At 66.1% G+C, this 18,312-nt stretch carries 18 protein-coding genes; 11 read left to right on the top strand and 7 right to left on the bottom strand.

Going from position 1 to position 18,312, the window contains the following annotated elements; all coding sequences use genetic code 11:
* Window positions 1-39: 39 nt before the first annotated feature.
* The 3 genes from QZ497_RS15410 to QZ497_RS15400 all read right to left on the bottom strand — a co-directional run bounded on the left by QZ497_RS15410 (window position 40) and on the right by QZ497_RS15400 (window position 4,028).
* Window positions 40-1,605, bottom strand: a complete 1,566-nt coding sequence (locus tag QZ497_RS15410) for a hypothetical protein (protein WP_295476584.1) — start codon at window positions 1,603-1,605, stop codon at window positions 40-42.
* A 77-nt stretch (window positions 1,606-1,682) separates the two neighbouring features.
* The gene (locus QZ497_RS15405) at window positions 1,683-3,413 is read right to left on the bottom strand and encodes a hypothetical protein (RefSeq protein ID WP_295476583.1); all 1,731 of its coding nucleotides are present in this window, start codon (window positions 3,411-3,413) and stop codon (window positions 1,683-1,685) included.
* A gap of 129 nt (window positions 3,414-3,542) precedes the next feature.
* Entirely contained in the window at window positions 3,543-4,028 is a 486-nt protein-coding gene (locus QZ497_RS15400; protein WP_295476582.1) for a hypothetical protein, read from the bottom strand.
* A gap of 144 nt (window positions 4,029-4,172) precedes the next feature.
* Here QZ497_RS15400 and QZ497_RS15395 point away from each other — a divergent pair, with 144 nt between their 5' ends.
* Window positions 4,173-4,655, top strand: coding sequence for an Lrp/AsnC family transcriptional regulator (locus tag QZ497_RS15395; protein ID WP_295476581.1), 483 nt, complete (start codon window positions 4,173-4,175; stop codon window positions 4,653-4,655).
* 57 nt (window positions 4,656-4,712) lie between these two features.
* Here the strand turns inward: QZ497_RS15395 and tatC are convergent, their stop codons facing one another.
* From tatC to tatA, 3 genes are read right to left on the bottom strand one after another with little or no spacing between them, the layout of a single operon-like run.
* The gene (gene tatC / locus QZ497_RS15390; RefSeq protein ID WP_295476580.1) at window positions 4,713-5,447 is read right to left on the bottom strand and encodes a twin-arginine translocase subunit TatC; all 735 of its coding nucleotides are present in this window, start codon (window positions 5,445-5,447) and stop codon (window positions 4,713-4,715) included.
* The gene (gene tatB, locus QZ497_RS15385) at window positions 5,444-5,728 is read right to left on the bottom strand and encodes a Sec-independent protein translocase protein TatB (protein WP_295476579.1); all 285 of its coding nucleotides are present in this window, start codon (window positions 5,726-5,728) and stop codon (window positions 5,444-5,446) included. The genes tatC and tatB overlap by 4 nt, the downstream gene beginning before the upstream one ends.
* Window positions 5,728-5,955, bottom strand: a complete 228-nt coding sequence (gene tatA, locus QZ497_RS15380) for a twin-arginine translocase TatA/TatE family subunit (RefSeq protein ID WP_295476578.1) — start codon at window positions 5,953-5,955, stop codon at window positions 5,728-5,730. Before tatA ends, tatB begins: the two co-directional genes overlap by 1 nt.
* Window positions 5,956-6,101: 146 nt before the next feature.
* On the opposite strand from tatA, the gene gspK reads away from it, so the two are divergent.
* Entirely contained in the window at window positions 6,102-7,058 is a 957-nt protein-coding gene (gspK, locus tag QZ497_RS15375) for a type II secretion system minor pseudopilin GspK (protein ID WP_295476577.1), read from the top strand.
* Window positions 7,059-7,329: 271 nt separating this feature from the next.
* Here the strand turns inward: gspK and QZ497_RS15370 are convergent, their stop codons facing one another.
* Window positions 7,330-9,381, bottom strand: coding sequence for a PhoX family phosphatase (locus tag QZ497_RS15370; protein WP_295476576.1), 2,052 nt, complete (start codon window positions 9,379-9,381; stop codon window positions 7,330-7,332).
* A 378-nt stretch (window positions 9,382-9,759) separates the two neighbouring features.
* On the opposite strand from QZ497_RS15370, the gene QZ497_RS15365 reads away from it, so the two are divergent.
* The 9 genes from QZ497_RS15365 to QZ497_RS15325 are packed head-to-tail and all read left to right on the top strand — an operon-like array spanning window position 9,760 to window position 18,300.
* Window positions 9,760-11,406 (top strand): lipoprotein UxpA, encoded by a 1,647-nt coding sequence (locus tag QZ497_RS15365; protein ID WP_295476575.1) that lies wholly within the window; start codon window positions 9,760-9,762, stop codon window positions 11,404-11,406.
* A gap of 5 nt (window positions 11,407-11,411) precedes the next feature.
* Window positions 11,412-11,831, top strand: a complete 420-nt coding sequence (locus QZ497_RS15360; protein WP_295476655.1) for a pilus assembly protein PilZ — start codon at window positions 11,412-11,414, stop codon at window positions 11,829-11,831.
* A 2-nt stretch (window positions 11,832-11,833) separates the two neighbouring features.
* On the top strand, window positions 11,834-13,792 hold the full coding sequence (gene gspD, locus QZ497_RS15355; RefSeq protein WP_295476574.1) for a type II secretion system secretin GspD: 1,959 nt from the start codon (window positions 11,834-11,836) through the stop codon (window positions 13,790-13,792).
* Window positions 13,793-13,797: 5 nt separating this feature from the next.
* Window positions 13,798-15,246, top strand: a complete 1,449-nt coding sequence (locus QZ497_RS15350; RefSeq protein WP_295476654.1) for an ATPase, T2SS/T4P/T4SS family — start codon at window positions 13,798-13,800, stop codon at window positions 15,244-15,246.
* A 3-nt stretch (window positions 15,247-15,249) separates the two neighbouring features.
* Window positions 15,250-16,452, top strand: a complete 1,203-nt coding sequence (gene gspF, locus QZ497_RS15345) for a type II secretion system inner membrane protein GspF (protein WP_295476573.1) — start codon at window positions 15,250-15,252, stop codon at window positions 16,450-16,452.
* A gap of 18 nt (window positions 16,453-16,470) precedes the next feature.
* Window positions 16,471-16,902, top strand: a complete 432-nt coding sequence (gene gspG, locus QZ497_RS15340) for a type II secretion system major pseudopilin GspG (protein WP_365356235.1) — start codon at window positions 16,471-16,473, stop codon at window positions 16,900-16,902.
* A 2-nt stretch (window positions 16,903-16,904) separates the two neighbouring features.
* Window positions 16,905-17,339 (top strand): prepilin-type N-terminal cleavage/methylation domain-containing protein, encoded by a 435-nt coding sequence (locus tag QZ497_RS15335; protein WP_295476571.1) that lies wholly within the window; start codon window positions 16,905-16,907, stop codon window positions 17,337-17,339.
* A complete protein-coding gene (locus QZ497_RS15330; RefSeq protein ID WP_295476570.1) occupies window positions 17,336-17,716 on the top strand; it encodes a type II secretion system protein in 381 nt (126 codons plus the stop codon). Before QZ497_RS15335 ends, QZ497_RS15330 begins: the two co-directional genes overlap by 4 nt.
* Entirely contained in the window at window positions 17,713-18,300 is a 588-nt protein-coding gene (locus QZ497_RS15325) for a type II secretion system protein J (RefSeq protein ID WP_295476569.1), read from the top strand. Before QZ497_RS15330 ends, QZ497_RS15325 begins: the two co-directional genes overlap by 4 nt.
* Window positions 18,301-18,312 lie beyond the last annotated feature (12 nt).

The raw sequence follows: 18,312 nt of genomic DNA, 5'->3' as shown, positions 1-18,312 counted from the left end.
GGTGCGGCTGCGCCCCTACCGCTTGCTCATCTATGCCGCTCAGGGCAACGCCTTGATCAAGGCCGGGTTCTTGGCCGAGGCGGCGTTCTCGAACAGGAACGAAAAATCCGAGGCCAGGCCGCTGGGACCGGCGATGGTTGCGCCCTTGTGGCAGGCATCACACGACTTGTTCTGGATATAGGTCTCCAGGGTCGTGTTGGCCACGGGCACGCTGGCATCGCTGTTGAAGGTGCCATACACCAGGGGAGGCTTGGCGTTGGCGCCAGGTTCATGGACGGGTGGGTTGGGCGAGCCGTCCCACAACACGTTGATCAGCTTGTAGTACTGAAACACCGACTGACCGCTGGTCTGCTGCGCGATGGCTTGCTGCACGGCGCTGTTGAGGGCGTTCATGTTGCTGCTCAGCGGGTACTCGCGGGTCACCTGTACCGGTTCGCTGCGGGGGTAGTTGTCCTTGCATCCCGAGGCATCGCAGGTAATGCGCTCCTGGTTTGGGGTGCAGTCATTGCCGGTGCAGTTGGGGTTGTTGAAGGTATAGCCGGCCGCCGGCTTCGGACCACCGTCGGGAACGTTGTCCACGTGCTCGAACGTGGTCCAGACGAAATCCGGCAGGCTTTCCGTCTTGTGGATGATGTGCAGTCCGACCAGACCCACCACTTCCTGAGAACATTCGCCGGTATCGGGGCGCTGGAGCCAGGTCACGCTGGTGAGGTAGCGCGGGTACAGCTGTGGCTTGCCGGTGAGGATGCGCCAGGCAGCCTTGAGCTCGAAAGCGCCCAACTGCTCTTGCGCGACCGGGGTGGCCGGTGGGTTGCGAAAGTGAGCGCCGGCCGGCAGCGAAATGCCTTGCGGGCTCTGGCCGTCCTGGTTGCTGGCCACGCGCAGTTGATCGGCCGCATCGTACAGCGAGTTAGCGACGATATAGTCGAACTCGGCCTTGCCGACCTTGCGCTCGAAGTAGATTAGGTTGCCGGCCTGGTCGGTCAGCCAGCCGCCGGTGGCCTCCAGGGTGGAGTCGGGGGTGGTCACCGGTGTGCTGGAGGAAACATGGAAGCGGTGCCGGGCGCTCACCGCGCTTTCCGAGGTGGCGGTGAGGAACTTGCGCGCGCCGCTGCGCAGGTTGCGCAGCGCACTCTTCGGCTGGCAGCCCACCGGTGCCGGCGCCTGTACACCCCAGCCGCTGGGCGTGGCCGCACCCGGTAGAAAGATGTCGTTGGCATCCTTGTAGCTGGCCCATAGCGGCGCGATGCTCATCGGCTGCCCCGCTGTGCCGGGCACGCCGAACCGAGCGGCCGGGCTGTGCCTATCAGGCTCGCCGGCCAGCGACGGGTTGGCGGGCCAGCCCGGGTTCACCGGCCAGTTCATGGCGATGAACATCTGCCAGGCGTAGCAGTTGAGTGTGTTCTGCGACAACAGAAAGGGGTTGTCGCTGGTCAGGAAGCTGCCGCTAGTAGGGTCGAAGACCAATTGCTGGACGCACTGGGCGGGCGTCTGTGGATTGGCTGCGGCCTGGCTGTCCGGCATGGACAGCACGCCGGCCAGTGCCGTCAGGATGATGGCGCACAGGCTGCTGCGGCCCTGGGCAGACGAGGTGCTCGTAGACATGTCCTACTCCTTGGAAAAGCCGAGGCCTGCCCCGACGAAGCAGGGCAGGCCATCTGTCGACGCTCGAACGTCGTGGATCACACGCCCGGCACGACCGCGAGGGCGCTGGCCCAAGGGTGCTCGGCGGCGCTGGGGTTGGCGGACTCGTCAGGATTCAGGGCACGCAGTTGTACCAGGCCTGGCGCGGCATCCTTGGCCACACTGATGGTCAGTACATAGCCCTGGGTGCCGCTGTCAGTGGTCTTGCCCGGTACTGGCGTAGCGTTTTCCAGGAACTCGGTCACCTGCGCTGTCACCCCCGGGTTGGAGAACTGGATGCGCGCATTGGCGGCAGTGGTGTTGGCCGCAGCGCCCTGGACCACCAGCACGAAACTGTGGCTCGTACCCGGTGCCAGCCAGGCCGGGAGGTCACTGGGCGAGGCACCGTAGAACAGCTCCAGTGGCACGAGTTGCACCGGATACGGCTGGATACCCGTGGTGCGGTCGGCTACACAGGGGGTGATCGCCGGGCTGAGGTTGCCCATCCCGGTGGCGGACAGGGCAACCTTCATCTGATTGGCTATCTGTCCAACGTATTCGATGGGCTGGCCATCGATGGTGATATCGTTGATCGAGAAGCCGGCGCTGACCGGTACTTCGAGCACGGCGTGGAGAATCTGGTCCTTGCCGTTGGGGCCGGTGCCGGCGGTGCCGCGGGTGATTTTCCAGTACTGGCTGACATCCTGGCCCTGCGGACCTTTCCAGTTGGCGAAGCTCAGCGGCTGCTGTAGATACAGGCCGACCGGGTTGGTCAGCGAGATGCGTGTGCTACCAGCCAGCTGGTTGGCGTTGAAGCCGATGGTCGGGTCCGAGTTACGGAAGTTCTGCCCGTATTGGGAGCAGCAGATCAGCGCCTGCGGGTTGGCGCTGCTGGCATCCGGACGCTGGATGGTCGCGGCTCCGGCGAGGTAGATTTCGGCGCTCAGCGTGTTGGGCGCGGATGTCAGGTGCAGGGCGCCGCCATACTGGCCGGGAACCCGGGCAGTGCCCGAGTTCCACTTGTTGGTCACGTCGTAGGCTGGCTGCCCGGTGGTGGGGTCCAGGACCGGCTCGCCTTTCTTGCCGGTGGGCTGGTCGTACTGGTAGCGCAGGTACAGGTCTTCGAGCTGCACAGCCGGATCGATGTATGTCTGATACAGACCCAGCACCGCCCGCGGATCGATACGCCACATGGTCAGGTAGTAGGCCGGGTTCTCACAGGTGAACATCACACTGCGCATCTTGCCGTCCGCGTCGCGGGTGATCGACCACTCGCAGTACTCGTCCAGCCAGCCGCGCGGGCCGTAGGGGCTGAAGGGTTTGTAAGGGCCGTTCCAGTCGATCTGCGGGCAGCGGATGGTCGGCAGATTGAGCAAGGTGCCGCTCGCTTGCGGATCGTAGAGACTGAGGGTGGTGCCGTTGACCTCGATTTCGCCGTTGTCGGCCAGGGCCATGACCTGCTGCATGCTCAGAGGGCTGCCGCCGAGCTGCGGGTTGGCCGCTGAACCGGGCTGGGTGAGGTAGGCGATCAGTCGGTTGGGGAAGGGCGTCCACTCGATCGGTGCGACATCATCCCCGAACCCCTCCACGAGCGGGTTGTAGTAGCCCGAGCGAGGTGCATCGTTGAGGCCGGTCCAGGGGTTGCCGATAATGGCCGACTCGGTCCAGCCGGCCAGGTTGTTGTTCCAGTCGGTCTCGAATTGCGGCAATTCCTGTTCCAGACCCAGTTGCTGGTAGTCCTTTGGGGCCTGCTCGGCGGGCGAGGTGAATTGCTTGAAGGGTGTGCTCATCAACTATCTCCAATGGCGAATGATGCGTCTTGGGGGAGCAGCGACCGGCGTCGGAAACGAGCCGGCCAGGAACGGGAGCGCATCCTTTGCGCACCCGCAGAAAAACAACGGCCAGGTGGCGGGGGGTGTTCAGAGGTGCTCTGTCGCTCTGGGGGTTTCGCGGATCGGCACGTGACGCGCAGGCAGGGTGAGTTCCAGCGGTCTGATCGTGAATGCCTTGCGACCGTGGGACGCCAGGCGGGCATGGCCCTGCCAGGGATGTACGGGGGGCAGCGCCACGCCGTGGCCCCGGGCAATCCGCTCAGCCATCTTCACCGGGGCCTCTGGATCCAGGCGCCAGCCCTGATTGACCCAGCGGCGGAAGATTTCCAAGGCGTCTTCGAGACGAAACGACGAGCATGTCGGTGCAGGACAGGGCGGCTGACTGGCCAGGTGCTGGTAGATCAGCAATGACCACTGCCTAATGGCTGTCGGGTTGTGGAGGTCGACGGCCTGTCGTTCCAGGCGTTCCTGCCAGCCAGACTCGCGAAGAGCCTGTTGCAGGGGCTGCAGCCAGCAAGGATTGCTGAACAGCCGGTGGATATCCGTCGTCCATGTCGGTCTTGTCGCGCTCATCGGTCCATCTCCGGGTCATGCCTCTTCAATAGGGCTGACGGTGGGTCGCATGATGATGTTAATTTGATGTTGCGAAGGTTTTTTGCAAAGAGTTCCATTCGAATGCAGGATTCATTGCATTCTTTTCAGGGAGTGCGCAGCACCATGGCAGACGCGATTGACCTCAGGATTCTGGGCCGGCTGCAGAAGGATTGCACCCAGAGCCTTGAGCTGCTCAGTGACAACGTGGGGCTGTCGGCCACCAGTTGCTACCGGCGCATCAAGCGCTTGGAAGACAACGGTGTGATTCGCGCCCGAGTGGCGGTGTTGGACGAGAAGAAGCTGGGGCTGCAAGTGACCGCGATGTTCATGATCAAGCTGGACAAGGACACGCCCGACATCGACCGGCGCATGCAGCAGATCCTGGCCACCCGGCCCGAGGTGCAGGAGTGTTATCTGGTCACCGGGGAGTTCGATTTCGTCATGATGACCAAGTTGCGTGATGCCAATGAGTACACCGACTACATCTATCACTTTCTGGAGACCTATCGGGATATCCCGATCAGGAACTACTCCTCGACCCTGGTGATTCGCACCGTGAAGAAATCCTTCGAACTGCCGCTCGGCGGACTGGAGCAGGCACAGTAGGGGCGCCTGGCTGGTTGGCGGGCGGCTCTGAGCCGGGTCGCCAGATCCGTTCCGGTTTCAGCCTGCGCGGCTGGACACGCTGCGGCTGGCCAGCAGGCCCACTTCGAAGAGCATCCACATCGGCACCGCCAGCAGGGTCTGCGAGAACACGTCGGGCGGGGTGAGGATCATGCCGACCACGAAGCAGCCGACGATCACGTAGGCGCGGCTGCGCGCCAGGGTCTGAACATCGATCATGCCGGCCCAGACCACCAGGAAAGTCGCCACGGGAATCTGGAACGCCAGGCCGAAGGCCAGGAACAGCGCCAGGATGAAGTCCAGATACAGGACGATGTCGGTCATCATCGCCACGCCCTCCGGGGTCACGCTGGCGAAGAACCCGAACATCATCGGGAACACCAGAAAGAACGCGAAGGCCATGCCGCCATAGAACAGCGACACGCTGGCGATCATCAACAGCACCGCGATGCGGCGCTCGCGGCGATACACCACCGGTGCCAACAGGCCCCAGGCCTGATAGAGAATCACCGGCATGGCGATGAACAGCGCCAGCATCATGCTCAGCTTGAATGGCGCCATCAGCGGCGAGGTGACGCTGGTAGCGATCATGCTCGCGCCCGCTGGCAGGTAGGCGCGCAGCGGCGCGGAAATCGCCGTGTAGATCGTCTGTGCGAACGGAAACAGCGCGGCGAACACCACCAGAATCGCCAGCAGGCAGCGCAGCAGGCGCGTCCTGACCTGGCGCAGGTGGCCGACCACCGCCAAGGGCGCCTGGTATTCGATGGCCTTCATGGTGTGTGCTGTCCTTGGCTGGCCGGGGCTTGCGCATCCAGGCGAATGCCTTCGCGCAGTTCCTGTTCAAGCTTGAGCAGCGGCTGCTGGTCAAGCTCCTTGCGCAGCTGCTCGGCATCCAGTTCGCGTTCGACCTGAGCCTTGATGCCGCCGAGCATGCGCTTGCCCTGGCCGATCCAGCGGCCGGCAGTTGCGGCAGCCTTGGGTAGCCGTTCAGGGCCCAGTACCAGCAGGGCGACGATGCCGACCAGCAGCAGTTCGCTGAAACCGATCTCGAACATCAGTGCTTGTTATCCACAGGCGACTGTGGCGCGCGATTGGCGTCGTTCAGGCTCGCGGTGCGGGCCATGTTGTCGTCGCCCTTGGGGTCATCGCTGCCCATGGAGTTACGAAAACCCTTGATGGTTTCGCCCAGGTCCGAGCCCAGGGTCTTCAGGCGTTTGGTGCCAAACAGCATGAACACCAGCAGAAGAACGATCAGCAGTTGCCAGATTCCGATACCACCCATGTGCAGCGCTCCAGGTCATTGATTTACAACGTGAGCAGGCATCTTGCCGGGGCTTTGTGACGCCAGCGTGACGTTTTTGCGTGCTTTACATGAGCCTGCAACATTTGCTGTGTTGACTGATGCCTCGCAGCACGGGAGCGGGCGGGATGAGCGACGGCAACACACAGAAAGGCGCGGCGCTGCTGATGGTGCTGGTCGCCCTGGCGATGCTGGCTGGTGGCCTGACCTGGCTGGCGCAGCAGGGGCGTGAGGAGGTGGAGGGCGTACGGCTGGTGCAACAGCGCATCCAGGCCCGCGCCATCGAAAAGGCCGCCCTGGCCTTCACCGAGCAGGCGCTCAAGGACCCTCTGTGGCGGGCCAGCCCGATGTTCTGGCAGGCGCTGCGTGGCCAGCCGCTGAGCTACGACTTCAAGGGCGGGCGTTCGAGCATCCGCATCATCGACCTGCACACCTGTTTCAACGTCAACAGCCTGATCGGCCCCGAAGCCGAGCGCGCCCGCGGGCAACTGCTGCATCTGCTGGGTGGCGACATGGCCGCCCAGCGTTACGCCGACAGCCTCAGCGACTGGCTGGACAGCGATCACCAGACGCGCCTGATGGGCGCCGAGAACCACGAATATGCTCGTGTGTCGCCGCCACGCCTGGCCGCCGATCAGCCAATGGCGGATATCAGCGAACTGGGCCTGCTGCCCTTGCCGCTGCCTGTGGCCGCCGCTGCATTGTGTGCCCTGCCGGACACCGAGGGCTGGCGCCTGAACGCCAACGCCCTGAGCCTGACGCACCTGCCATTGCTCGAGGCGCTGTACCAGGGCGAGGTGCCCCGCGCCCAGCTCACCCGCCTGATCACCGCACGCCCCGCCGGTGGCTACAAGGACGCCAGCGACCTGCGCCAGGCGTTCGGCACCGTCGACGACGCCACCTTCGCGCGCCTGAGCGAGGGGCTGCTGCTCAACGGTGACCATTTCCTGCTGCAGATCGAAACCCGCCTTGACGACCAGGTGTTCCGCAGCCAGTACCGTGTCCAGGCCCGCGGCGTGGTCAAATGGCACAGCCGCGTACCCGCGCAGCAGATGCGCGTGTGGGGGCGGGAGGTAGGGATATAGCGAGCCTCGGCCGGGATACGAAGGCGCTACGGGAAGAACCGGCTTTAGCCGCAATGCTGGTCAGTTAGGCCGGGTAGGAGCGGCTTCAGCCGCGAAGCGATCGCCTGTTCACCACAGATGCAGTGAGTCTCCCGGCGCTTTCGCGGCTAAAGCCGCTCCCACCGGTCCACAAGCCGCTTAACCAAACAGTATTGCGGCTAAAACCGCAGGTATTCAGCGGCGCAAGCCGCGCCCACCAAGGTGGGGCGGTTTGCGCGAGCGAGGCGGGGTATCAGACGCCCAGCTCACCACCATCGGCGCGCTGGATCACCACGGTCGAGGAGCGCGGACGCACCGTGCCGACGGTCACGTCGGTGGCCACTTGGGTGGACGGCCAGTTATCCGGGTGCTGGATATTGATGAACACGCTCTTGTTGTCCGGGGTGAAGGTCACGCCGGTCACTTCGCAGCCATTGGGGCCGACGAAGAAGCGGCGCAGGTCGGCCTGGTTGCTGGCGTTGACCGGTACCTGCTTGCCGTTGGCATCGACCAGGTTGCTGGGGATTACCGCCAGCATCTGGTCGTTGGTGTAGCTGGTGATGGTCGACTCGCCATTGTCGGTCTGGATCCACAGGATGCCGCGGCTGTCGAAGGTCATGCCGTCGGGGCTGGCGAACTGGTTCAGTTCGGTCAGGCCGGAACGGTTGAGGTCGGCAGTACCGGAGGCGTTGGCGCCGTAGACGAAGATGTCCCAGGTGAAGGACGTCTGGTTGTCGGCGTCATGCCAGCGGATCACGTGGCCGTGGCGGTTGGGCACGCGCGGGTTGGCCGGGTTGGCGGTGGTACGGCTGGTGTTGTTGGTCAGGGTCAGGTACGCATCGCCGTTGAGCGGGTTCACGGCGGTCCACTCCGGGCGGTCCATCGGCGTGGCGCCCACGGCGTCGGCAGCGCCACGGGTATTGAGGATGATGCCCGGCAAGTCGGTGAACTTGGCGCCCAAGGTGCTGCCATCGGTGGTCGGCGAGGTCACGTCGAGCAGCAGCCAGGTGCCGGTGCCGTCAGCGTTGAACTTGGCCACATAGAGCTTGCCGCTGTCCATGTACTTGGCGCCGGTGGCCAGGCGGTCGGTAGGGTTGGCGTCTGCCGCGCTCCACAAGGCGGTGGAGACGAACTTGTACAGGTACTCGTTCTGCGAGTCGTCACCCATGTAGAACACCACCGGCTTGCCTTCGGTCACCAGCCCTGGCCAGCAGCCTTCGTGACGGAAGCGGCCCAGGGCGGTGCGTTTGACCGGCGTGCTGGACGGGTTGTACGGATCGATCTCGACGATGTAGCCGTAGGTGCTGGCTTCGTTGCGGTAGTCGGCCGTGGCACTGGCACCGGTGGGGGTGATGTCGAAGCGGGCGAACTCGTCGTTGACCTCGGAGCTGTCACCGGCCGCGGTTTCCCAACGGTAGTTGGTCTGTGAGGTGGCGACGCCGATGCGGCGCTGGTCGGCCGGCAAGGTGCCCTTGTTGATGAAGATGCCTGGCCAGTTCTCTTCACAGGTCAGGTAGGTGCCCCATGGGGTGTAGCCGTTACCGCAGTTGTTGTTGGTGCCACGGGTACGGGTGCCGTCTGCCGAGAACTTGGTCTTCACGTGGTCGGTGCCACGCAGGGGGCCGGCAATGTTCATCACCGAAGCGGTGGTGAAGCGGCGGTTGAGCGGGTCGTTGTTGACGATCTGCCAGCGGCCGTCGACCTTGCGCACGTGCATCACACCGGCACCGTGGGCGTTGATTTCCTTGCGCACTTCTTCCACCGGGCGCTTGCCGCTGACCGTGGTGGCACCGTTGGGGTGCAGGGCGGCCTGGTCGATGTATTCGTAGTTGATGGCGATGATGCCGTCGGTGGAACTGCCATTGATCGGGAAGTAGCGGATGCCGTCATGGTGCATGCCCGCTGCGTTGGCCTGGTCGGTGGAAGTGTTGGTGCCGTCGCTCTTCCAGGGGTTGGCAGTGGCGTTGAACGGCGTGCCCCACGGCGCGAGGATGTGCGCGACGTAACCGGCGGCCACCACGCAGGCGTCGGTGCGCGAGCCGGGGATGGAGTTGAAGCCCAGCTTCAGCTTTGGCTGCTCGGGGGTTGGTGTGACCGGATCGGTCGGGGTCGCCGGCGCATCGTTGGAACTGCCGCCACCGCTGTCGAAGCAGCCGGTCAGGCCGGTGCCGGCGATCAGCGCGATGGCACCCGCCAGGCCACCACGAACCACGCTGCGGCGGCTGAGGTAGGTGTCGATCACCGACGCCATGGGTTCGTTGACGCTGGGGTTGCGGTTCAGGTTATCGCCGGTATCACGACTCATTCATCAGGTCCTTTTTTTGAAGTCAGGATTGGATAAGGAGACGCGGACTTTAGGTGGCGAGTGTGATGATTAGTTGGCAGTTTGGTTAAGTTATGCAACGGCTCGGCCTGTATATGTTTCAAGTTGTAACTGGCCTGACAAAAAGACGATCTTGCGAGTGGCCATATGCAAGCCACTGACCTGGATAGGGTTTTCCAGAGCGCCCGGCGCAGGGCGCTGTTATTCGTCATGGCTGATTTATTCAATGAAAGTTCCGCCTGATTATTTCCTACTTGCGCGCGTCATATGGCTGCTCGGTTGTAAAACTGCCATCAAACTGTCATTTGCCCTCGCCAATATGCCGCCCCTGTACTGCAACGGCCACAAGGTGCGCGAACGATGGTTTCAATGGGGCGGCGCGATGTTCTGGGATGGATGACGGTCGGTGCCATGGCGCCCTGGCTGTCGGCCTGCTCGACGCTGCCGAGTGCTGGCGGCAGCGGCGGCAGCCTGGACCTGCTGTACGTTGCCGATACCCTCGACGCACGCCAGCCCGGCCTGCCGGTGGTGCCCGCCACGCGCCTGGGGCCGGCAACGCGTATTGGCCAGGCACCCTGGATCAGCGGCCAGGACGCCCGCGCTGCTGGCAGTGTGGATGCCAGTCTCGCCGGGCTGCTGGATGCCAGCCTGGTCGGCCAGGTGCAAACCGGCGGTTATCCGGTGCTGGGTGCTGTGCTGCAGCGTCTGCGCCGTGAGGCGGGCGAGGGCAACAGCCTGACCCTGGAGAACGGCCAGTGCTGGAATGGCAGCGGCCTGGCCTACCTGACCCAGGGTGTGTCTGGTGTGCAGGGCAGTGCGCTGCTGGGCAGCGAGGTGCGAGTCAGCAGTGACGAGCGCCTGCTGTGGCCCGAAGCCTGCGCCGGGTTGTACCGTCAGTTCGCCCAGCCGGTGCTGGGCGCGGGCCTGGAGCCTGGCCTGGCGCAGCGCCTCGGCACCCGGCCCGTGACATTTTTCAAACGCGGGGGCGTGCGCATCGCCGTCGTCGGCATCACCGACCCTTATGCCCGTGACCAGAAGGCTTCACTGCGCCAGTGGCTGGGCAGCCTGCGCCCGGCCTTCGAGCAGGCGCGCGCCGAAGCGGAGTTGGTGGTGGCCCTGGCTGACGTCGGCACCGGGCCGGGTTTGTGGCTGGCCGAGCGGGTCAGTCACGTCGACCTGTTGCTCTGCGCCCGTGGCCAGGACTTCTGGCCGCAACCGGTGCAGGCCCTGCAGGCCTCCGGCAAGCGCGTGCCGGTGCTGTTCGGCGGCAGCCGAGCCAGTGGCGCGTTTCGCATTCGCTGCCAGCAGGCTGGCGGGCAATGGCAATTCACGGCGCAATTCCAGCCGGCCTTCGAGGGCGCCCTGGGCGTGTCGGAACAGGCCGAAGCCCAGCGCCTGCGCCAGCTGGCCCACCAGCAGCGCGCCGCACATGCTGGCTGGCTCGACCAGCCGCTGGCGCGGGCACCGGAGCACCTCTGGCGCCGCGATGTGCGTGGCGGCAGTTGGGACCGCCTGCTGCACCAGGCCCTGTCCGACCAGTCCGAGCGTGCCGTGCTGCTGCCGGGCCTGCGCTACGACAGCCCGCTGCCCCGTGGGCAGATGATTACCCGCGAGCACCTGCTGAGCCTGACCGGTAGTTATCCGGCACCGGTGGTCGAGGTCTCCGCCAGCCAGGTGCCGCAAGTGCTGGAGAATGCTGCCGAGCAGCTGTTCGGCGAGCCGTTGCTGCTGGACAACAGCCAGGACCTGCCGCGCTGGTTCGGTCACCCCTGGGAAGTCACCTACAGCGCCAGCGGCCAGCGTGTCAGTGGCCTTGGCCAGCCGGCCGGTGCCTGCCGCACCTTCGGCCTGGGCTTCGATGCCCGTGCCGGCCAGCCGTTGTGGCAACACCTGGAAGCCTGGCTGCGCGAGCGGCCCGAAAGTTGGCAACTGGCTGCACAGACGCCGCCGCCCATGCGTTACGTGCAGGGGCACCCTGGCTGGCATCCGCGTGAGGTGGCCGGTTGAGCCGCCTGCGCAGTGCCAGCCATCTGTTGCTGGTCGCCCTGTGCGGCTGGCTGGCGGCGCAATGCGTGCTGCAGCTCACTGACGGCCAGGCCGTCGCAGCGCTGCCGGCGCCCGCTCTGGTAGCGCTGCCGCAGTTGCTTGACGGGCATTGGCATGGCCGCGCCGCGAACAGCGGCGAGCTGCCCCTGACCCGCCTGCCGGTGGAATACATCGGCAGTTTCAAGGCTCGCGAACTGGCCGCCACGGTGGTGGTGCTGCGCTTCGAACAGCGCCAGCGCACCCTCACGCGCGGCCAGCGCCTGGCGCCCGGCGTGGTGCTGCAGGACATCGACGAGCGCGGGCTGATCTTCGACAACCACGGCCAGCGCGAGCGCCTGCCGTGGCCGGCGCAACGTCCTCCATTCGGCATCAAGCAACAGGGTTGAACATGGTCCCCACTCGCATTCGTCACCCACTGCGTATCGCCCTGCTGTGCGGCCTGCTTGCCACCGGCGGGGTCGGCGCCGAAGAAGAGCCGGTTTACGAGGTCAATTTCGTTGACACCGAGCTGTCCGAGTTCATCGACAGCGTGTCGCGCATCACCCACACGACTTTCATCGTCGACCCCCGGGTCAAGGGCAAGGTCACCGTACGCAGCCTGGAGATGCTCGGCAGCGACGAGATCTACGCCATCTTCCTCTCACAATTGCGCGCCCAGGGCTTTGCTGCCGTGGACCTGCCCAATGGCAACGTGAAGATCGTCCCCGACGAATCGGCGCGCCTGGAGCCGGTGCCGGTGGAGTCGCGGCGCAGCAACGGCCAGGCCAACGACGGCATGGCCACCCGGGTGTTCAACGTGCGCAATGCCGCCAGCGAGCAGATGCTCAACATCCTGCGCCCGCTGATCGACCCCCGGGTCGGGGTCATCACCCCATATCCGTCGGCCAACCTGCTGGTGGTTACCGACTGGCGCAGCAACCTCGACCGCATCGACAACCTGCTGGTGCAGCTCGACCAGGTCAGCCAGGAGCCGCTGGAAGTGGTGCCGCTCAACCACGCCAGCGCCAATGACACCGCGCAACTGGTCACCCGGCTGCTGGCCCGCGAACAAGGCGCCGACAGCGCCCAGGTGGTCGCCGACCCGCGTAGCAACGCCTTGCTGGTGCGCGGCAGCAACGACAGCCGCCAACGCGTGCGCGCACTGCTGCGCCAACTGGACAAACCGCGCGACGCGCAGCACAACAGCAACACCGTGGTGATGTACCTGCGCCACGCCAACGCCGCCGAAGTGGTCAAGGTGCTGCGCGGCCTGGGCCAGGAGGACAGCGCCGCGCCGCCCGGCACCGCTGCCGAGGGCGAGAGGCCGCTGCTGGTGAGCGGCAATGGCGTGCGCATGGAATACGAAGAGGGCACCAACGCGGTGGTGATGGTCGGCCCGGACAGCGAGCTGGCCAATTACCGCAGCATCGTCGAGCAACTGGACATTCGCCGTGCCCAGGTGGTGGTCGAAGCGATCATCGCCGAGGTCTCCGACACCCGCGTGCAGGAGCTGGGCGTGCAGTGGCTGTTCCAGCACGACAGCCTGGGCGGTGGCACGGTGAACTTCCCGGGCGGCACCACGCCGAGTGTGGCGGCGGTCGGCGCCCTGGCCCAGGACCGTGACACCGCCGGGCTGGCGCAACTGCTCTCTGGCGTGCAGGGCGCAGCGGCCGGGGTCGGGCACATCGGTGGGGGGCTGAACTTCATCGCGCTGATCAACGCCCTGAAGGGACAGAGCGGTTTCAACCTGCTTTCCACCCCGACCCTGCTGACCCTGGACAACGCCGAGGCGTCGATTCTGGTGGGCCAGGAAGTGCCCTTCGTCACCGGCTCGGTGACCCAGAACAACGCCAACCCCTACCAGACCATCGAGCGTCGCGAAGTGGGTGTGAAGCTGCGCATCAAGCCGCAGATCAACATCGACAACACCGTGCGCATGGACATCGTCCAGGAAGTCTCGTCCATTGCCGAAAGCGCGGCGGCCAGTGACGTGATCACCAACAAGCGCGAGATCAAGACCAAGGTCATGGTCGCCGACAACGGCCTGGTGGTGCTCGGCGGGCTGATCGGTGACCAGACCACCGACAGCGACCAGCGCGTGCCGCTGCTCGGCGACATCCCTGGCCTGGGCCGGCTGTTCCGCTCCAACGCCACGCAGCGGGTCAAACAGAATCTGATGGTGTTCATCCGCCCGCGCATCGTGCGTGATGACCAGACCCTGGCGCAGTTGAGCAGCGAGAAGTACCAGAACCTGCGCAGCACCACTCGCCTGGCTCTGCCCGAACGCCAGGACGCTGAGCGCCTGCTGCAACTGTTCCCGGCCAGCCGCGAGCGCCTGGACGCGGCCAGCACAGGGTTGGCCTGGTGAGCGGCCTGTTGCCTTATCGCCTGGCACGCCAGGCCGGCGTGGCGCGGGTGCCTGACGGAGCGGGCTGGCAACTGCTGCTGCGCGCCGGTGCCGACACCGACACCTTGCAGGAAGTCTTGCGTGTGCATGGCCGTCCCCTGGCGGTGCAGCATCTGGCCGCCGCCGACTATGACAAGCACTTGGGCAGCCTGTACCAGGCCGGCGAAGCCAGCACGGCGGCGCTGATCGAGGGGATCGGCGAGCAGGTCGACCTCGACAGCCTGATGAGTGAACTGCCCAAGGTCGAAGACCTGCTGGAAAGCGACAACGACGCGCCGGTGATCCGCCTTATCAATGGCCTGTTCGGCGAGGCGCTGCGGCTGCAGGCTTCGGACATTCATGTGGAAACCTTCGAGGCCAGCCTGGTGATCCGCCTGCGCGTCGACGGTCACCTGCGCGAAGTGCTGCGCCCACCCCGCGCACTGTCGGCGATGCTGGTGTCGCGAATCAAGGTCATGGCGCGCCTGGACATCGCCGAGAAGCGCCAGCCGCAGGACGGGCGTATCACCCTGCGTGCCGCTGGCCGCGAAGTGGACATCCGCGTTTCGACCCTGCCGGGCATCCATGGCGAACGGGTGGTGATGCGCGTACTGGACAAGCAGGCCAGCCTGCTCGACCTGGCCAACCTGGGTATGCCCGAAGCCGTCGAGCGTGGCCTGCGTGCCTGCCTGGCGCGGCCCAATGGCATCGTGCTGAGCACCGGGCCGACCGGCTCGGGCAAGACCACCACGCTGTACGCCAGCCTCAACAGCCTCAACGACGGCGCGTGCAACATTCTTACCGTCGAAGACCCGGTGGAGTACGCCATCACCGGCATCGGCCAGACCGCCATCAACCCGCGTGCCGGGCTGACCTTCGCCAGCGGCCTGCGCGCCATCCTGCGCCAGGACCCGGACGTCATCATGCTGGGTGAAATCCGCGACCAGGAAACCGCGCAGATCGCCGTGCAGGCCAGCCTCACCGGACACCTGGTGCTGTCTACCCTGCACACCAACAGCGCCGTGGGCGCGGTGACCCGCCTGCGCGACATGGGCGTCGAGCCATTTCTCATCGCCTCCAGCCTCAAGGGCGTGCTGGCCCAGCGCCTGGTGCGCCGGCTGTGCGCCTGCGCCCGGCCTCAGCCGTTGCAGGCCGCCGAGCGTGCGCTGTGGCCGGAGCTGGCCGGGCTGCACGAGACCTGTCACCCGCAGGGTTGCGAGCAGTGCCAGGGCAGTGGCTATGACGGGCGGATCGGTCTGTACGAGTTCATCGAGTTGGACGACGGTCTGATTCGCCTGCTCTACGACGGCGCCAGCGAAGTGGCGATGCTCGATTACCTCAAGGATCGTCGCCAGAGCCTGGCGGCGATGGCCAGCGACTGCCTGCGCCAGGGCCGCACCAGCCTGGCCGAAGTGCTGCGCGCGGTGCGGGGCTGACGCATGCCGACCTATGCCTACCAGGCCCTCGACCAGGCCGGGCGTGTGCGCAAGGCCAGCCTGCAGGCCGAGAACGAGCGCCATGCCCGACAACTGCTGCGCGAACAGGGGCTGTTCGCCCGCCAGTTGCAACTCCAGCAACCCCGGGCACGGCGGCCCCGTGGCCAGCGCCTGAGCCATGCGCAGTTGTGCGAGCTGACCCGCCAATTGGCGACGCTGTGCAGCGCCGGCATTGCGCTGGTGGACGCCCTGGCGACCCTGGAGCGGCAACTGGCGCAGCCGGCGTTGCGCAACCTGCTGGTGGCGGTACGCGGCGCCCTGGGCGAAGGCCACAGCCTGGCGCAGAGCCTGCGTCGCCAGGGCGGCCTGTTCGATGAACTGTATTGCGCGCTGGTCGAGGCTGGCGAGCGCTCCGGCAAGTTGGCCCCGGTACTGGAGCGCCTGGCCGAACATCTTGAGCAGGTCCAGCGTCAGCGCCACAAGGCGCGCACGGCGCTGATCTACCCGGCGGTGCTGATGCTGGTGTCGTTCGCCGTGGTGATCGGCCTGATGACCTTCGTGGTGCCCAAGCTCACCGAACAGTTCAGCCATACGGGGCAGACCCTGCCGCTGGTGACTCGGGTGCTGATCGGCATCAGTGATGCGCTGGTACTGGCCGGCCCCTGGCTGCTGAGCCTGGCCCTGCTGGGCGGTGCTGGCGCGGCCTGGCTGCTGCGCAAACCGTACTGGCGCCTGCGCCGTGACCGCAGCCTGTTGCGCTGGCCGAAGCTCGGCGACCTGCTGGCGGTGCTGGAGAGTGCACGCCTGGCGCGCAGCCTGGCGATTCTCTGCGGTAGCGGCGTACCGCTGCTCGAAGCCTTGCAGGTGGCCACCGCGACGGTGGGCAACCGCGAGGTGCATCGCGCCCTGCAAGGTGTGCGCGAGCAGGTCGAGGGTGGCGTCAGCCTGCACCGCGCCCTGAGCGGCGCCGGGCACTTCCCGCCTCTGCTGCTGAACATGGTGGCCAGCGGCGAGGCCAGTGGCACGCTGCCCGACATGCTCGAACGCGTTGCCGACAACCAGGAGCGTGGCTTCACCCGTCAGGTGGACACGCTGATGGCGCTGTTCGAACCCCTGATGATTCTGCTGATGGGCGCCGTGGTGTTGTTCATCGTGCTGGCAGTGCTGTTGCCGATCATGCAGCTCAACCAAGGCCTGTCCTTCTGAACCATGGAGACTTTCGTTATGCCTCGTTCACGCAATCAGCGTGGTTTCACCTTGATGGAAATCATGGTGGTGATCTTCATCATCGGCCTGCTGATCGCGGTGGTCGCGCCCAGTGTGCTGGGCAACCAGGACAAGGCCATGCGCCAGAAGGTGCTGGCCGACCTGGCGACCCTGGAGCAGGCGCTGGACATGTACCGCCTCGATAACCTGCGCTACCCCAGCAGCGAGCAGGGCCTCAGCGCGTTGGTCAAGGCGCCCACGGTCGAGCCACTGGCCCGTGCCTGGCGCGCCGACGGCTACATCCGCCGCCTGCCGGACGACCCGTGGGGCAACCCGTATCGCTACCGGGCGCCGGGTCAGCACGGGCGCATCGACATCTACTCGCTGGGCGCCGATGGCGTGGAGGGCGGCGAGGGCAGTGACGGCGATATCGGTAACTGGAGCCTGTAAGGGTGAATGGCAGCCGCGGCTTTTCGCTGCTGGAACTGCTGGTGGTGCTGCTGATCGTCGGCCTGCTCAGCGGCCTCAGTGTGGCCTGGTTGAACGCCGGGCGCAGTGCGGCGTTGCAGGCCCTCGATGGCCTGGCTGCGCAAGTGCAGCTGCATGCCGCCCAGGCGCGGCACAGTGGTCAACTGCTGGGCTTGCGCTGGAACGGCCGGCAGCCGGAATTCGTGCGTCTGGAGCAACAGCGCTGGGTGGCTGATCCCTGGCGGCCCGCTGCCTGGCCGACCGAACTGCGTGCCGACTGGCCCGCAGGCATGGTACCGCCGGTGATCTTCACCCCCGATGGAGTGGTGGCGCCGCAGCTGAAGTGGCAATGGCCGGACGGGCAGCAGCATTGGCATTGGCTGGGCGACGGCCGCCTGGCGCGTGCGGAGGTGCCATGAGCCGGGCGGCGAGACGGCAGCGGGGCTTCACCTTGCTGGAGGTGATGGTGGCGCTGGGCATCGCTGCGCTGATGACGGTGATGGTCAGCCAGCTGCTGCGCCAGCGCATCGCCACGCACCAGGCCGTGCAGCAGCATCGCCTGGGCAGCCTGTGCGCCCGCGAGCTGGAAGCGCGATTCACCCTGGAGCGTTACTGGCCGACGGCCAACCAGGTCCGCGGCGAGTTGCGCCAGGGTAACGGCCTGTGCCACTGGCGCCTGGACCTGGGCATGACCGGCGTGCACAACCTGCGGCGTGGCGAGCTGGCGTTGTTCGCCAGCCGCGACGAGCGCGAGCCGCTTGGCCACTTCACCCTGTTTCTGGTGCGCCCGCAATGAATCGCCAGGCCGGCCTGACGCTGATCGAGTTGCTGGTGGCCCTGGCCCTGACCGCCGTGCTCGGCGTGGTGCTGGCGGCCCTGGTCAACGGCTGGGTGACGGTGCGTGAGCGCCTGGCCGAAGCCGCCGAGCCACCGCCGGTGCTGGAGTTCTGCCTGGCCCTGGAGCGGCGCTTCGACAGCCTGGTACTGCGCCAGCTCTACGAGCAGCGTCGGCCACTGGCGCCTGCGCCACTCGACTGGCAGCCGAGCGCTTGGCAACTGGGCTGGGTGGCGCTGAGCGCCTGGCCGCAAGCAGGCGCGCCGTCACGCCAGGAGCGTCAGCGCCTTAGCTTCGACGCGCGCGCGCGGCGCCTGAGCCTGGACACCTCGGCAGACCTGTACGCCCCTGGCGAACCGCGCTGGCAGGCGCGTGAGCGGCTGGCCGAGGTGGATCATGTGAGCTTCAGCTTCTACCAGGCCAACCGCTGGTTGCCTTACCCGTCCACCAGCCCCGGCCTGCCGACCCAGGGCGTACGCCTGGAATTCGAGTGGCGCGCCGCGCCTTACGTCTGCACCTTCAATCTGCCGGACCCCACCCCTTGACCATGGCCGCCA

The sequence above is a fragment of the uncultured Pseudomonas sp. genome (genome assembly GCF_913777995.1).
Lineage (GTDB): Bacteria > Pseudomonadota > Gammaproteobacteria > Pseudomonadales > Pseudomonadaceae > Aquipseudomonas.
Note: the sequence above shows the minus strand (reverse complement) of the source record. Positions and strands in the feature narration are given on the sequence as shown.

What these genes read in the sequence shown, in the direction of transcription:
- QZ497_RS15410 (WP_295476584.1), bottom strand. Translation starts at nt 1,605, where the DNA reads ATGTCTACGAGCACCTCGTCTGCCCAGGGCCGCAGCAGCCTGTGCGCC.
- QZ497_RS15405 (WP_295476583.1), bottom strand. Translation starts at nt 3,413, where the DNA reads ATGAGCACACCCTTCAAGCAATTCACCTCGCCCGCCGAGCAGGCCCCA.
- QZ497_RS15400 (WP_295476582.1), bottom strand. Translation starts at nt 4,028, where the DNA reads ATGAGCGCGACAAGACCGACATGGACGACGGATATCCACCGGCTGTTC.
- QZ497_RS15395 (WP_295476581.1), top strand. Translation starts at nt 4,173, where the DNA reads ATGGCAGACGCGATTGACCTCAGGATTCTGGGCCGGCTGCAGAAGGAT.
- tatC (WP_295476580.1), bottom strand. Translation starts at nt 5,447, where the DNA reads ATGAAGGCCATCGAATACCAGGCGCCCTTGGCGGTGGTCGGCCACCTG.
- tatB (WP_295476579.1), bottom strand. Translation starts at nt 5,728, where the DNA reads ATGTTCGAGATCGGTTTCAGCGAACTGCTGCTGGTCGGCATCGTCGCC.
- tatA (WP_295476578.1), bottom strand. Translation starts at nt 5,955, where the DNA reads ATGGGTGGTATCGGAATCTGGCAACTGCTGATCGTTCTTCTGCTGGTG.
- gspK (WP_295476577.1), top strand. Translation starts at nt 6,102, where the DNA reads ATGAGCGACGGCAACACACAGAAAGGCGCGGCGCTGCTGATGGTGCTG.
- QZ497_RS15370 (WP_295476576.1), bottom strand. Translation starts at nt 9,381, where the DNA reads ATGAGTCGTGATACCGGCGATAACCTGAACCGCAACCCCAGCGTCAAC.
- QZ497_RS15365 (WP_295476575.1), top strand. Translation starts at nt 9,760, where the DNA reads ATGGTTTCAATGGGGCGGCGCGATGTTCTGGGATGGATGACGGTCGGT.
- gspD (WP_295476574.1), top strand. Translation starts at nt 11,834, where the DNA reads ATGGTCCCCACTCGCATTCGTCACCCACTGCGTATCGCCCTGCTGTGC.
- gspF (WP_295476573.1), top strand. Translation starts at nt 15,250, where the DNA reads ATGCCGACCTATGCCTACCAGGCCCTCGACCAGGCCGGGCGTGTGCGC.
- gspG (WP_365356235.1), top strand. Translation starts at nt 16,471, where the DNA reads ATGCCTCGTTCACGCAATCAGCGTGGTTTCACCTTGATGGAAATCATG.
- QZ497_RS15330 (WP_295476570.1), top strand. Translation starts at nt 17,336, where the DNA reads ATGAGCCGGGCGGCGAGACGGCAGCGGGGCTTCACCTTGCTGGAGGTG.
- QZ497_RS15325 (WP_295476569.1), top strand. Translation starts at nt 17,713, where the DNA reads ATGAATCGCCAGGCCGGCCTGACGCTGATCGAGTTGCTGGTGGCCCTG.